The following is a 14,121-nucleotide window of genomic DNA, read 5'->3' on the forward strand; positions in this document are numbered from 1 at the left end:
AACAAAATGGAGAGCAACTGCAATAGGAAAAAGCTAATAATTTTCAGCGCGAAAATCTTGAGTAATTAGGGCAGTATCATCTTTAAGATACCCTACTGTCACACAATCATCAATCAATTGCAGGACAAAGGGCCATAGTTCCGGGGCACCTGTTTCTACTGGCGCTACCCGTTTCATTACCTGATTGCGGCTAATGCCATGAATCCGCCAAGTCCCGCCCTGAGTTTGCTGATTATGCAGCAAAGGCTGTATACGGTCTAGGGCTGCGGCAAATTTGGCGGTGGGTGTTTCTCCTGCTTCAAACTCATCCCAGAGTAAACGCAACTCGCTACCTTGGTCTGCGGGCAAAAGTCAGAATAAACGCAATGCTGCTTGTGCTTCTCGTTCTGCTTTGCTGTGATTACCCTGCACATCGTAACAGAAAGTATCACCTGCATCTATTTCTACCAAATCGTGAATTAGCAGCATTTTGATGGCATAAAATATATCAACACCTTGTGGGGCATAATCTACTAAGGCGATCGCCATTACAGCTAAATGCCAAGAGTGTTCTGCACTATTTTCTCGGCGCGACCCATCAATAAGTAGGGTTTGCCGCATTACCTGTTTCAATCGATCAATTTCGATGATGAACTGAATTTGTTGAGTCAGCCGATTGATTTGCACCTGAATTTCTGATTTTTGGATAATTATTGACTGGATTTTCGATTTTTAACTCCAGCACATTTGCAAGACATTTTTTCTGTCTGCATTCCAATTAAAAAACGCCTGGGAGTGTTGCCGTGTTTCCACCCCAGGCGCTCTCTATTTTTAACTTGCTCCTCACACACGATTAAATAATATCACTGCTTTAATGAAAATACGATCAAAGTGAGTGACACTTTTAAAACTGTACCAACGATCAAATTTTTATATGCAAATTAAAAAATGCCTGGGAGTGTTGCCGTGTTTCCACCCCAGGCATTTTTTATTCTCAACTTGCTCCTCACACACAAATAAAATATATCACTACTTCTATCTAATGGCAAGTATATTGAGTGATATTTTCAAAACTTCACAAACAATCCAATTTCTGACCGAAGAGGCAGGGGGAGGGGAGCAGGGAGCAGGGAGCAGGGGGAAGGGAGCAGGGGGAAAGATGTTTAAAATACGCTGCCTGACTATCTTTTCAGAGCAAGTAAATTTATTTATGCCCAAAAATAAAAATATTTATTATGCCTACGGCACGCTGCGCGAACGAGATGTGTAATACGAGAGATAATACTTCCTTAGTTCAGAGCAACTACATTTGCGTATGGGGATTTCTCCCCTGCTCCCTGCCCCTTTTCCTCTCATTGACAAATTGAAAAGCGCTTGGGAGTGTTGCCGTGTTTCCACCCCAGGCGCTTTTCATTTTGAACTTGCTCCTCACACAAGCGAACGATATCACGAATTCAATTATAAAGAAAGTATATGGTATGACACTTTCTTAACTGCACACCTAATAAGCAATAATTTAGTGTAAAAAGTGACGTACACCAGTTAAAACCATCAGCAAACCCAGTTCGTTAGCAGCTTTGATTGAATCTTTATCGCGCAGACTTCCCCCTGGTTGGACAATGGCTGTAATTCCTGCGGCTGCGGCTGTTCTGACTGAATCATCGAAGGGGAAAAATCCATCGCTGGCGAGAATTGCACCTTTGGCTTTTTCTCCAGCTTGTTCTAGGGCAATTTTAACTGAGCCGACGCGGTTCATTTGACCACCACCTACTCCTAGTGTAGTGCGATCGCTCGTAACAACAATGGCATTAGATTTAACGTGTTTGCAAACTTTCCAAGCAAACAGTAATTCGGCTAATTCGCTGTCGGTGGGTTGACGTTCGGTGACTATTTGCCATTGACTGGTATCAGCAGTGATGTCATCGCTAGCTTGGACAAGAAAACCACCTGCGATCGCTTTCACTGTATCCTTAGTGCCACTGCTAAAATCTGGTAAAATCAAAACCCGGACATTAGATTTTTTGCCCAGGATTTCTTCAGCTTCTGCATCACAACTTGGTGCAACCACACATTCAAGAAATGTTTTCGTTAACTCGTTGGCCGTAACCGCATCAATTGGACGGTTGAGTGCGACAATCCCACCAAAGGCAGAAGTAGAATCAGCATTAAAAGCTTTTTTGTAGGCTTCGGAAATCGTGCTTCCTAATGCCGTACCACAGGGATTTGTATGTTTAATAATCGTTGCTGCTGGGGTATCAGTGAATTCAGCAATAATTCGGCGTGCGGCTTCTAAATCAACTAAGTTATTGTAACTCAGTTCTTTACCTTGCAGTTTCGTGGCGGCTGCCCATCCTGTTGAGGTAGTACCAGTTTCATACCAGGCGGCGGGTTGATGAGGGTTTTCGCCGTAACGCAGAGATTGCAATTGTGTGCCGCTAAGGGTGTACTGCTGTGTTCCTGCGAGGTAAGATGCGAACTGACAAGTCAGCGCTTGCGCTATCGCTTGATCGTAACTAGCAGTATGCGAAAATCCTTTTAATGCAGCCTTTTGCCGAAACTCTAGAGATGCTACGCCCTTATTTTGACGCAATTCCTGCAAATACTCGTCATATTGTGATGGATCGCATAATACAGCCAGATGGGCGAAATTTTTCGATGATGCCCGTAGCATAGCAGGGCCACCGATATCAATTTGTTCAACTGCTTCTAATAATGTTACCCCTGGTTTAGCGATCGTTTCCTCAAAGGGATATAGATTCACCACTACTAAATCAATTGGGCGAATTTGGTTATTTTCTAAGTCTGTAATATCTTGAGGAACATCTCGCCGTGCCAAAATCCCCCCATGAATTCGGGGATGCAGCGTTTTGACTCGACCACCTAAAATTTCTGGTGAACCTGTGTAATCTGCAACTTTGGTGACAGGGAGTCCCGCATCTTTGAGTGCTTGGGCTGTTCCCCCACTGCTGATTAAATCAAAGTCAAATTCTTCAACCAAGCTACGGGCTAGGTCAATTAAACCAGTTTTGTTAGATACACTCAGCAGGGCTAGACGCGCCATTGATCAATTCCTTAAAAATAGGCTAGAAGCGAAGGATCTCAAGTTTTGCATAAGCCTTGCTTTAGTTCAAGATCATTAGGGATAATAACGTTAATAACCATCTGATTATCACTTTTATCTATTAAGAAGGATTTTTACACAATTAGAAACAGTTTTTAGCGATCGCTATTTTATGGCATCCATTGAATTGAATCTTCTGAACACCATCCTGCTTGAAGATGAAGCAGATAACAAATAGTTAATGTACGCTTAGGAATTACCTAGCGCAAAGTCAAATTCTTCAACTAAGCTACGCGCCAGGTCAATTAAACCAGTTTTGTTAGATACACTCAGCAGTGCTAGACGCGTCATCGATCAATTTCTTATAGCAGTTTCAACAAGCACAGTTGACAGTTATCCAAAATTACAAAAATCATCTACGCGGATATCCCGCCAAATATCAGAAATCTGCCAGCCGGAATTGCCAACAGATTGGACTATGGGATTATCGCGCAATGGAATGTAGTTGGGTTCTCTCGGCTCTGGAATATCTGCTGGTTGCTCATCAACCACAGGGGGTGAAAAATTGACGGTATCAGCTTGAAGATTTTGGTCTTCAGCGTCTTGGATTTCCATCATTTTCTTCAGAGTCAGCTTGTCAGATTTTTTGATGATCTTCATATCTATTAATTAAAAGTTTTCATTCACTGCATACCAAAGGCATTGGCTGAAAAGTCGGATGACAACAGAGTTGTAAAAAGTCGTGGGTGAGATGAGTGTTAATAATTGCACGGAATAAACAAGATACACCAAATCTATAGAAAATACGAGTCCCTGGCTGAGGAATTTCTTAATTGAGTGCAAATCTCTTTTTCGTGCAGATGCCTTAGCATAATTTTTCACAAATGCTTTGAGCGATTTACACTACTGCATTAGAGTAAGTCCAAGGCCGTTTTGTGTTTTAGACTCAATCAAGCCTGATAATAGAGGGTTAAGAGTTCTCGCTGTAAAGGAGCATTGAGGAACTTGTCAGGTCATAAAGGAAAAATCCTGGTAGTAGACGACGAAGCGAGCATCCGTCGGATTTTAGAGACACGTCTTTCCATGATTGGCTATGATGTCGTCACAGCTAGCGATGGTGAAGAAGCTTTGTCAGCTTTTCGTGTATCCGCTCCTAACTTAATAGTTTTGGATGTGATGATGCCAAAGCTGGATGGCTACGGTGTATGCCAAGAATTACGGAAAGAGTCAGATGTACCAATTATTATGCTTACAGCCTTGGGAAACGTTGCCGATAGGATTACTGGGCTAGAGTTAGGTGCTGATGACTACATGACAAAGCCTTTCTCTCCCAAGGAGCTAGAAGCTAGGATTGCCTGTATACTAAGGCGATGCTTCCACAAAACTAGTATTAATACTATTCCTAATTCCACGATCATCCGTGTGGGCAATCTCAAAATTGATACAAGTAAGCGGCAAGTCTATAAAAATGAGCAACGGATTCGGCTGACAGGTGTGGAATTTAGCTTACTAGAGTTGTTGGTAAACAATTCTGGAAAGGTTTTTTCCCGATTAGAAATGTTGCAGCTATTGTGGGGTTGCGTACCAGGACTTCATTTAGACACCCGTGTAGTAGACGTGCATATCTCCCGATTGCGGACAAAGGTAGAAGATGACCCTAACTTACCAGAGTTGATTATCACAGCAAGAGGTAGTGGTTATTTTTTCCCACGAATTATTGAATCAGAGTAGGAGTCAATTGAAGAAGAATTCCGAATCCAGGAATCAGCGCTTAATCTAGCTCTACCCAAAAAAAACCATTAGATAGATGAAGAATGAGTCGGCTGATGATAGGTTCAGATGATGAAAAGCCGACAATAACTCCATTGTAAAAAAGTAGCTATTATGATCGTTGTCCATCATCTTAACAACTCGCGATCGCAGCGTGTGCTATGGCTGCTTGAAGAATTAGAGATCGATTATGAGATCAAGTTCTACGAACGCGACCAGAAGACGATGCTAGCACCAGCATCCTTGCGTGAAGTCCATCCCCTCGGCAAATCACCAGTAATCACAGATGCAGAAAATACTGTTGCTGAGTCGGGTGCTATCATCGAATACATCGTCGGCCGCTACGGCAATGGTCAGCTAATACCGCCATCCGGTACGCCGGAGCGTCTGCACTACACTTATTGGCTGCATTATGCCGAAGGCTCTGCAATGCCACCTCTGGTAATGAATCTCGTCTTCAACCGTTTTGGTGTAGGAGACAACGTAAATGACGGATTTATCGCACCCCAAATCAAGCTTCACTTTGACTATATAGAAGGTGAACTTGGTAAAAGTACATGGTTTGTAGGCGAAGAATTCACCGCCGCCGATATCCAAATGAGCTTTCCTTTGGAAATAGTCGCTATGGAAGCCGAACTCATCTCAAGCCGACCAAAGATTAAGCAATTTATCGAGCGCATCCATGCACGACCTGCTTACAAACGCGCTCTTGAACGTGGAGGCAAATACGACTTCGCCAATAGCATTCAATAATTCTGGTAGCCAAAGTTTCAGATAATTAGAAACTGGTTAATGTTGCATTTAGAACATCATCAGTCGCATCTTTTTCTAATTCAGTAGAAGTTGCCAGGAGCTTTTGGAGTTAATTTCAGAAGTTAGATAAGAAACAGCCGATTAAGAAGAATAGTAGCGACTGTCTTAAAAGTCAAGCGATCGTTAACAAAAAACCGGGACTCTTAACATTGACGCAACTGGGGAACGCTGCGCTAGATTCTGCGGAGCCTCAATATCTGCCAAGGCTTGGCCACGAGTGCGTGAGCGGCGATTCTTTTCGGCTGTCTGCATCTCCACTAATTGTCGTCTGCGACTAATTAATTCCGATAATTGACGCGCCGTTTCGGATTGAATGGCTAAAACTTGAGGTTTCATCATTTAAATTTTTGCCCCTGGCGACTGTTCGAGTTCTGTCAAAGAGATTGTTGTAGTGACCCATGCTACAAAGCGGTCTTTCTTGACCAAGGTTGGGACGGTCTACTACTATTTCTAAGATACAAGGTTAGGTTGAACGAAGTGAAACCCAACAAATCCCTGAAAATGTTGGGTTTCGTTCCTCAACCCAACCTACATTGGAGTTATTTTTTAGGCTTAACCTACGCAGTATTGAGTGTTGATGGAATCCCTTGCTACATATCCTGCGAGTGCTTCTTCTAACTTACCCTTTGTTGCGATCGCCAAAGGTAAAAGAACTCTTCATGATTACTGGGCCGAGTGGATACCGGTAGTCTGTGGATGTCTCCAGCGTCACAAACATTTCTGATACCCCCGCATCATAGAAATCAGCAGGCATGGCAAATTTTTCGACAATCTTACCCTGTGTACTAGCACGAAGCTGTCCGCACGGGATTTTTTCGCCCTCAACAACTGCCCAAAGTCGGTAAATACTTCCAACAGGCGGAGGGGGAACATTTTGAACCGCAATCACACCTGTTTGCTGTTCCAGATTCAGCACAAAACTGCCGCTTGCTGTTTCTGCTACATTCACACCCCTTAAGGGAAACAGGCGGGTTGCTTTTTGTTGCAGCAGTGTTTTGAGATTATCAGCTACCTGCAATTCTGTACGCAAGTGGTAGTTATCTATTCCCAAATACAAAATTAATAGTGCCGCGACACTGCCGATGATTTTACGCCAAGAGAGACTATAGGGAAAAGCCCTGACTGGACGACGATGGGATACGGAAAGATTTTCAGTCTCTACGTCCAATAAATTGCTGAGGATAGCTGCACGCAAATGCGGTGGCGGCTCAACAGCATTTAAACCATAAACCACTTCATCTAATACTTGCTGTAACTGCTCTACTTCCACCGCCAAGGATGGATTTTCTGCAAGCATCTGCTGAAACTCAAGAGCTTCATTAGGAGCCAGTTCACCCACGATATAGCCTGCTGCTAACTGTTGTACATATTGAGAATTTTCTGGTGCAGTCATAGGTAACTAATCAATAGCATCAAGTAATATTTGTTTTAGCTTCAGCAGTCCTTGGCGCGTCCAAGTTTTCACCGTTCCTAATGGCACATTTAGTTGTTGAGCAATCTCCGACTGGCTAAGTCCAGCATCATAAGCCATCTCTATAACCTGACGTTGGTTGTCTAGCAGTTGGGTAAGGGCAGAGCGAACGGCAAGAGAGCGCTCTGTTAACTCAGCTTGCTCAACCGGAGTTGGAGAGAGGGTTTCGGCGGTGACTGTTTGCCCAAAGCGGTGCAAGAGATTAAGGACGCGACTCCGAGAGCGGATTTTATCTATTGCCCTTGAGCGCGTCATCGCTATCAGATAACGCAGGAAATGACTATGGTTGGCATTGACAGTCGCATTGCGCCACAAAGCCAGAAAAATCTCCTGTGTTAAATCCTCCGCTTCCTGCGGGTTTTGCAATATTTTCAGTGCAATTCCGTAGACAATCTGACCGTAGCGGTCATAGAGAATACCTAATGCTCCAGGCTGTTTTGCTTTCAGGGCGTGGAGCAACTCTGTATCTGTCTGGTGCGAGGGAGAATTTGACTCCATGCTAGGGTGTGAATATGCCTCGGTTAATATTAGGTATACCATTTGGTTGGCAATGGCAGAGGTTTTATTTCTATTTCTATAACGATTGACGAAAGCAATTGGATTTTAGATTTTAGATTTTAGATTTTGGATTGAGGTTAAATCCAAATTCTCATCTTGTTCGTTATTGGAATAGAAGCGAACATTAACCCACACAATTATTTATTTCGGTCATGCTTGATTGAAGAGATAGAATGCCGTTCATAGCGTGTGAGTCTTTCTCAAATAGAAACCGCGCACACTATTTAATTGTATCTCTACTAAAACAGCCTTTTTCACTCGCATATTACCCACATGAAAACGAGTTGGGTAGGTTTTACCTACCTGCTTTCATTGCTTTATCCCAACAACTCTATTAACGAGGTAGAACCATGCAACGTTATATTCTCCCAATTTTATCAGCTTTGTTAGTATCTCCTGTACTAGCAACCACTGCTCAAGCACAAATCCCAATCACATATAATTCAGTCGTAGTAAACAGTGTTAAAGCCAGTCAAATCAATCCTTTCAATCTAGCTTTCATGGCTGAACGCGGCTACTTGCAAAATGTAGGTATCAAGAGTGGGAATGCTTTGTTGAACGCGCATCAATCGGGAATGGTAACAGCTAAAGATATTGTTCAAAGTGCGGTGAAGGCAAAGCTATTACCAGAGGAAACTCTATCCGATCAAGGGTATTTAAGCGCACTAGAAGCACAACTACAAGCCTTAGAAGCAGATTAGCGCTCTTCTATGACTCTGGAGAGAGAATAATCCAAGCGATTAAAATAGAGCCTCCGGCACGCTGACGCGAACGCGGCTACACAAACTCTCGTCCGCCTGCGCGGACTAACGCCAAAATAGGGTTTCAAATTTAATCTGACGAGAGTAATAAAAGAGCGTTAGGAATTTGATCATGAGATTAGTTTTCCGCAAATATCACCGACTAATTGCACTTACAATCTGCTTACCACTAATTATCACCGCAGTTACAGGTATTGCCATGACAGTTGCGGATGAGTGGTTGCATCAAGCCCAATTAGTCGGATTTTTTCTCAAAATTCATACGTTCCAATTTTTGGGACTGTCAGCAGTTTTACCCATATTTAACGGATTGGGATTGCTGAGTTTAATTGCCACCGGACTAAATATGACGGGTTTATTTTCTCAACGGCGCAAGTTGGAACAAGTAAAAAGTAAAAAGTAAAAAATTGCCTCTTTTTATTTGTTTTATTTGTGCGTCGTCTGGTGCGATTCCTTAATAAACTTTGGGTCTATCGCTATATGAAATATATCTCTTACTTGCTTCTAGGACTTGCTTCTACAATTCTGGTAATTGTGTTTTCTTTGTCATCCTGTACCCCCAATCGACAATCTGTAACACCTACACCCCAGCCACAGGAAATTACCGCCAATAGCGCAAATCCTACCGTCAAAATTCTCAATTTCAAATACCTACCGGAAAACCTCAATATAGCTGCTGGAGAGAGCGTGCAGTTTGTCAACCAAGACGAAGAACCACATACAATTACCGCCAAAGATGGCTCTTTTGATTCTAAGGGACTGGATAATGCCCAAGTTTGGAAACACACCTTCACGCAGCCAGGAAGTTTCCCTTACTTGTGTTCTATTCATCCCTACATGCAAGGAAAAATTACTGTCAACACAAGTAAAAAGTAAAACAAATTTAACTTCAAATAGGAAAACAAAATGAGACGGAGAAAGTTTATTGAACACGTTGGCTGGACTGGTCTTGGTATTTTGTGGGTAGTGGGGGGAAATGGTTTACTTGAATCCTGTTCGGTCGGAGATTCGCAAGGTAAGAAATTAGCAAATTCTGCATCCTTATCATTTGTGCAAATCAGCGACACACATCTAGGTTTCAATAAGGAAGCGAACCCACACGTTACTACCAGTCTGCAACAAACCATCAACGCCATAAATTCACTACCTACACCACCAGCATTCATTGTTCATACTGGAGACATCACGCACCTTTCCAAACCGGAGGAATTTGACGCGGCAAAACAATTTCTTTCCCAATTGAAAGCACCACTGTTTACCCTCCCTGGCGAACATGACACTATCGGAGATAGGGGGAAAGCTTATGGAGAAGTATTCAGCCAAAAGGATAAAAGAGAAGGTTTGCAAATATGGGACTATAACGGCGTGCATTTGATTTCTCTGACCAATGTGCTGGAATTTGGGGAAACTGGTCAAGGGAAACTCGGTCAAGCGCAACTAGATGTACTTGAAAAAGACCTTGCAGCGCAGAAACAAGACACACCAATAGTTATTTTTAGTCATATTCCTTTGTATAATCTTTATCCTCAATGGGGTTGGGCAACCGCCGACTCAGGCAAAGTACTGTCGTTGTTATCCCGCTTTTCTTCTGTTACCGTCCTTAGCGGTCACATTCATCAAGTAATTCAACATAGCGAAGGTAACATTCGATTTAGTACGGCTGCATCTGTTGCCTATCCGTTACCTGCGCCAGGAAAAGCTGAAAAACCAGGACCAGTCAAGTTACCAGAAAAGGATTTACTGGCTGTGTTGGGTTTCCGCACACTGGAATTTATACCTGGTAATGATGTCAAAATTGACCAGCATTCTCTGGCTTAGAGGATCGGGGTATTGGAATAATCCCCGTGCCCAATACCCCAGATAGATTATTCTGGCTGGCTACAATACTTGTTCATCTGATTAACCAACGTGTCTGACTGCTTGCCAACAGTTGTAGCTGTTGTCAGTGCTAAGTCAATTTCGGTTCTAGCCTTTTGGATTTTTTCTCTACCCGATTCTGAAGCTTCTGCTGTCTTGGTTGCACCAAGCGCTCTACCCGCTTTAGCGATCGCTTGACTGAGATTTTGAAAAATATTCACAAAACTACTTTGAAATTCTTTAAGCTTAGGATCTTTTAAATTCAGTTCCTTAATCGATTTAGTCACAAATTCTAAATCTTTAGACAGTTGTATGCTGGTGATCACTTGCTTTCCTTTATTGTTATCAATCAAAGAAGTTCCGGCATTTACAACTCGAATCAGTCGCTGGCACTGAGAAACTTTATTTTCGCTGCAACTGGTAACGAACAAAGCGATGCTCAGGCTAACAGGAGCAATAACAGTATATTTATGTAAAACAGACATTAACACCCCAACAGCAATAAAACCGAGAATATAGTATTCAATATTACGAGTAAAGGAGGTATTTGGGCATTGGGCATTGGGCATTGGGCATTGGGCATTGGGCATTGGGCATTGGGCATGAAGAAGAGACAAGGAAGAGACTTGTTCAATAATTCCCCCTTGTGCCCCATGCCCTATTTGGCCCATTCCCCATGCCCCATTCCCCATGCCCCATTCCCCATGCCCCATTCCCCATGCCCCAATCACCAATCTATCGGCAAACCTAACTGGTCTAAAGTAGCACCATCTTGCAAAAGTGGCTGAATATTGCCGTCTATTTGAATTCGACCACCAGACAGCACTAAAGCGCGTTGCGTAACTCTACCCAACCAATGTAGGTCATGGGAGGCAATTAACATCACCTGTACTGGTAACTTTAACAATACTTGCGCTAAATGTCGCCGCCATGCTGGATCAAGACCGTTAGTCGGCTCATCCAAAATTAGAATTGTCGGGTCTAGGGCTAAAATTGAGGCTAGGGCTGCAAGGCGTTTTTGTCCACCAGAAAGTTCGTGAGCGGAACGATTAGCGTAGGCTTCTAGTCCGAAATCAGCTAATAACTGCCGGGCGCGATCGCTAGCCTCTGCTGGTGACATTCCGTAGTTGCGTGGGCCAAAGGTAATATCTTCTAAGATGGTGGGCATAAATAGTTGGTCGTTGGCATCTTGAAAGCTAAAGCCAATTTGACGACGTATTTGGGGTAGAGTTTTAGGTTCTACCGGGATGCCATTAATGGTAATTTTCCCTGTTTGGGCTTGTTTTAAGCCGATTAGGTTCTCTAGCAAGGTGCTTTTTCCAGAACCAGTTGCTCCCATCAAGGCGACGCGATCGCCTTTATTCAAGGTAAAAGAAATTTCTTGTAATACCGGCTCCTGGCGAGAATAGGCATAGACCAAGTTCTCAACTTCAACGACAGTTGCGTGGGGGTTATGGGTTGGTGGTTGGGGATTGGAAGTTAAAGATTTCAAGATTCACAAACTCAATATTGCGGAGTGAGGATTGGGTTAAATTTTGTAAGAAGTTAGGGTTACAGTAGCAGCGATCGCCCAAGCTAGTAATATGGCAAAACGTTCTTTTGGTCTGAGAGGAGAATCTATCGGTAATTGTCCGTTGTAACCACGAGCTACCATTGCCCCATAGACTCGTTCTGCCCTATCTAGACTGCGGAGATACAAGGCTCCAATCATGGCAGCACTAGCGTAGCGCAACCATCCCGCAGTTCCATTCAGACCGCGTAATTGAGCGCTACGCTGCATCCGTGTTACTTCTGAGAGCAAAATTTCCATATATTGCCCAGCTAACAACAAGTTTTCCTTTAAAGGTGCTGGTACGGGTAAGCCTTTCAGGGCTATACCAAAACTATGAGGCGGTAAGGTTAACAAAAAACTATTCATAGTAACTAGACAAACCAGCGAACGAAGCAGTAAAAAACTGGCTCTTTCCCATCCTAAAGGCAAGGCTAGCAATGACAAAAAAATCAATTCTGTACCGAGTAATCCTCCCAAGCGGCGAATTGGTACGCGCAACAGCCAAGCCCACAAAAGTGCGATCGCGGTATATACACCTAAGCAATACCAAGCATGATATTTTAGTAAAGCTGCTCCCACTACAATCACTAGAGACAGCTGCAAACGTAACGGCAAAGAAAGTTTAAGCATTCTTCGGTTTCACCACCTTGGCAATCCCAAAGGCCACAGCAAAGCAAACTGTAGCTCCCACAAGTCCAGCGATACTAGTGCCAATTAGCCCCAAACCCTTAATAGTGTAGTCAGCTAAGGGAGTTGGCACAATTACCCGGACTTTCCCAGCTAAATCAATGAAGCCTGTATTCTCAGCGACTTTTTCCAAACCATCAGGCCAGGCTGAGGCAAACAGCGACAGCACTCCCGCAATCAAGAAAATGGTGACAATGGGTACTGACCACCCACGAAATTCCTGCTGTTCCCCTGGTAACAAATCTGGTCTGGCTGTAGCTAAATAAGTCAGCACACCCCCAGTAATTATCCCTTCGCCAATGCCAATCAAAATATGCACGCCAGTCATAGCTGGCAAAACTATGGCTACAGGTGCAGTTCCAGAGAGGGCTAACTCAATGGCACAAACTATAGCAGCTACCACTACACTTACACCAGCAGCTATACCAGCAGCTAAGGGTAAGCGCCCTTTAGACCCTCCCAACAGGCGTTGCAAGGTTTGGGTTAAAACCCAGCCTACCCAAACACCAACTACTGCCATATTGAAAATGTTTGCTCCCAAGGCTGTAATACCACCATCAGCAAATAGCACAGCTTGAATAATTAAAACTGTGGCAATACACAACGTCCCTGCCCACGGACTACCCAAAACGATCGCAGCTAAGGTTCCTCCTAATAAGTGACCACTAGTACCTCCAGCTACCGGAAAATTGATCATCTGGGCGGCAAAAATGAAGGCAGTGGTTAGTCCCAGTATGGGCGCACGACGAATACCAAAAGCTTCTTGCGATCGCTCGAAGGCAATAAAAAGCGCTGCTACACTGGCTAAACCAGTAGCCCCTGCCACCGGAACTGAAACAAATCCATCAGGAATATGCATGATCTCTCCTGTATTTTTTAGATGTTTATTTACTCAATACCAGCAATAAACAAAGGCATCAAATTAATAACAAACAAAATTTTCACCTTTTTTGCAATGCCCTCTTGGGGGATTTTATGCTGTTACTTTTGAAAGATTTACAATCCAATGGCTGCTAAATAGTATACTTAATTTATGGTAATATTAATTTTTGTTAATTTTATTTTTATATATGATTTGATAAATTCTTGAAATCTTGAAAAAGTGGAAACCTCTTGACTTTAATAAGCTAATATGTATTTAATCGAGACATTCTCAATCGTCAAAAAGCTTGCTAGTATAGTGTTTCTTGTCGATGAGATGCTACGCGAATATTTTGAATTTTGAATTGCTTTGCGGCTCTTATGCTTGATAGTATAGTTATCACTATTTAAAGCGGGTTTGATTTATTTTAACCACATCTGTTATGGGAACACAGCATTGCTGTGCCCGAAAAATATCTAAATGTATAGCTAAATTGTCTTGATATTTATCTGGATTCAATAACAATTCCGAATTCAGAATGCAATTAGCTCTTAATTTGTACTCATCAATTTCTTGTTGACCACAAATTTTAAAATTTGGTAAACTAGTACTTATTTTAACTTATAGTTATTAACTAACTAATGATTTTAGATTAGTACATTAGCTCTACTAATACTATAAAGTCTTCACATAGTCTCGATTAACTGTATATTTTCTGACTTCACTGACTTAATGGTACAGTATTGATTA

16 protein-coding genes and 1 pseudogene are annotated in these 14,121 nt (G+C 42.8%); 7 read left to right on the top strand and 10 right to left on the bottom strand.

Annotated features, from left to right (window positions below; all coding sequences use genetic code 11):
* Positions 1-33: 33 nt before the first annotated feature.
* Positions 34-666, bottom strand: a pseudogene (locus tag HWQ36_RS31215) (HD domain-containing protein).
* Positions 667-913: 247 nt separating this feature from the next.
* Here HWQ36_RS31215 and HWQ36_RS31220 point away from each other — a divergent pair.
* Positions 914-1,249, top strand: a complete 336-nt coding sequence (locus HWQ36_RS31220) for a hypothetical protein (RefSeq protein ID WP_292710047.1) — start codon at positions 914-916, stop codon at positions 1,247-1,249.
* A 246-nt stretch (positions 1,250-1,495) separates the two neighbouring features.
* On the opposite strand, the gene purH is transcribed toward HWQ36_RS31220, so the two are convergent.
* Both purH and HWQ36_RS31230 read right to left on the bottom strand, forming a co-directional pair.
* Positions 1,496-3,040: a bifunctional phosphoribosylaminoimidazolecarboxamide formyltransferase/IMP cyclohydrolase gene (gene purH, locus HWQ36_RS31225; RefSeq protein ID WP_292710049.1), complete on the bottom strand. Its 1,545-nt coding sequence runs from the start codon at positions 3,038-3,040 to the stop codon at positions 1,496-1,498.
* 393 nt (positions 3,041-3,433) lie between these two features.
* Positions 3,434-3,700, bottom strand: coding sequence for a hypothetical protein (locus tag HWQ36_RS31230; RefSeq protein ID WP_292710051.1), 267 nt, complete (start codon positions 3,698-3,700; stop codon positions 3,434-3,436).
* Between the two features lie 345 nt (positions 3,701-4,045).
* On the opposite strand from HWQ36_RS31230, the gene rpaB reads away from it, so the two are divergent.
* Both rpaB and HWQ36_RS31240 read left to right on the top strand, forming a co-directional pair.
* A complete protein-coding gene (rpaB, locus tag HWQ36_RS31235; RefSeq protein WP_292710053.1) occupies positions 4,046-4,771 on the top strand; it encodes a response regulator transcription factor RpaB in 726 nt (241 codons plus the stop codon).
* A 153-nt stretch (positions 4,772-4,924) separates the two neighbouring features.
* Entirely contained in the window at positions 4,925-5,563 is a 639-nt protein-coding gene (locus tag HWQ36_RS31240; protein ID WP_292710055.1) for a glutathione S-transferase, read from the top strand.
* 183 nt (positions 5,564-5,746) lie between these two features.
* On the opposite strand, the gene HWQ36_RS31245 is transcribed toward HWQ36_RS31240, so the two are convergent.
* The 3 genes from HWQ36_RS31245 to HWQ36_RS31255 form a co-directional block, all read right to left on the bottom strand.
* Positions 5,747-5,962, bottom strand: a complete 216-nt coding sequence (locus HWQ36_RS31245; protein WP_292710057.1) for a hypothetical protein — start codon at positions 5,960-5,962, stop codon at positions 5,747-5,749.
* A 280-nt stretch (positions 5,963-6,242) separates the two neighbouring features.
* Entirely contained in the window at positions 6,243-7,016 is a 774-nt protein-coding gene (locus HWQ36_RS31250; RefSeq protein WP_292710059.1) for an anti-sigma factor, read from the bottom strand.
* A gap of 6 nt (positions 7,017-7,022) precedes the next feature.
* Positions 7,023-7,592, bottom strand: a complete 570-nt coding sequence (locus tag HWQ36_RS31255) for a sigma-70 family RNA polymerase sigma factor (protein ID WP_292710061.1) — start codon at positions 7,590-7,592, stop codon at positions 7,023-7,025.
* A 410-nt stretch (positions 7,593-8,002) separates the two neighbouring features.
* Between HWQ36_RS31255 and HWQ36_RS31260 the strand changes: the two genes are divergently transcribed.
* The 4 genes from HWQ36_RS31260 (at position 8,003) to HWQ36_RS31275 (ending at position 10,231) form a co-directional block, all read left to right on the top strand.
* On the top strand, positions 8,003-8,353 hold the full coding sequence (locus HWQ36_RS31260) for a hypothetical protein (protein ID WP_292710063.1): 351 nt from the start codon (positions 8,003-8,005) through the stop codon (positions 8,351-8,353).
* A gap of 172 nt (positions 8,354-8,525) precedes the next feature.
* Entirely contained in the window at positions 8,526-8,816 is a 291-nt protein-coding gene (locus tag HWQ36_RS31265; protein ID WP_292710065.1) for a peptidase, read from the top strand.
* A 77-nt stretch (positions 8,817-8,893) separates the two neighbouring features.
* Positions 8,894-9,289 carry a cupredoxin family copper-binding protein gene (locus tag HWQ36_RS31270; protein WP_292710067.1) on the top strand — a complete coding sequence of 132 codons (396 nt, stop codon included), beginning with the start codon at positions 8,894-8,896 and terminating at the stop codon, positions 9,287-9,289.
* A 30-nt stretch (positions 9,290-9,319) separates the two neighbouring features.
* The gene (locus tag HWQ36_RS31275; RefSeq protein ID WP_292710069.1) at positions 9,320-10,231 is read left to right on the top strand and encodes a metallophosphoesterase; all 912 of its coding nucleotides are present in this window, start codon (positions 9,320-9,322) and stop codon (positions 10,229-10,231) included.
* Positions 10,232-10,278: 47 nt separating this feature from the next.
* On the opposite strand, the gene HWQ36_RS31280 is transcribed toward HWQ36_RS31275, so the two are convergent.
* From HWQ36_RS31280 to HWQ36_RS31295, 4 genes are all read right to left on the bottom strand, one after another.
* A complete protein-coding gene (locus tag HWQ36_RS31280; protein WP_292710164.1) occupies positions 10,279-10,755 on the bottom strand; it encodes a hypothetical protein in 477 nt (158 codons plus the stop codon).
* Between the two features lie 242 nt (positions 10,756-10,997).
* The gene (locus tag HWQ36_RS31285; protein WP_292710070.1) at positions 10,998-11,762 is read right to left on the bottom strand and encodes an ABC transporter ATP-binding protein; all 765 of its coding nucleotides are present in this window, start codon (positions 11,760-11,762) and stop codon (positions 10,998-11,000) included.
* Between the two features lie 36 nt (positions 11,763-11,798).
* The gene (locus tag HWQ36_RS31290; RefSeq protein WP_292710072.1) at positions 11,799-12,452 is read right to left on the bottom strand and encodes an energy-coupling factor transporter transmembrane protein EcfT; all 654 of its coding nucleotides are present in this window, start codon (positions 12,450-12,452) and stop codon (positions 11,799-11,801) included.
* A complete protein-coding gene (locus HWQ36_RS31295; RefSeq protein ID WP_292710074.1) occupies positions 12,445-13,368 on the bottom strand; it encodes an energy-coupling factor ABC transporter permease in 924 nt (307 codons plus the stop codon). Before HWQ36_RS31295 ends, HWQ36_RS31290 begins: the two co-directional genes overlap by 8 nt.
* Between the last annotated feature and the right edge of the window lie 753 nt (positions 13,369-14,121).

The sequence above is a fragment of the Nostoc sp. NMS2 genome, assembly GCF_017115105.1.
Taxonomy (GTDB): domain Bacteria; phylum Cyanobacteriota; class Cyanobacteriia; order Cyanobacteriales; family Nostocaceae; genus Nostoc.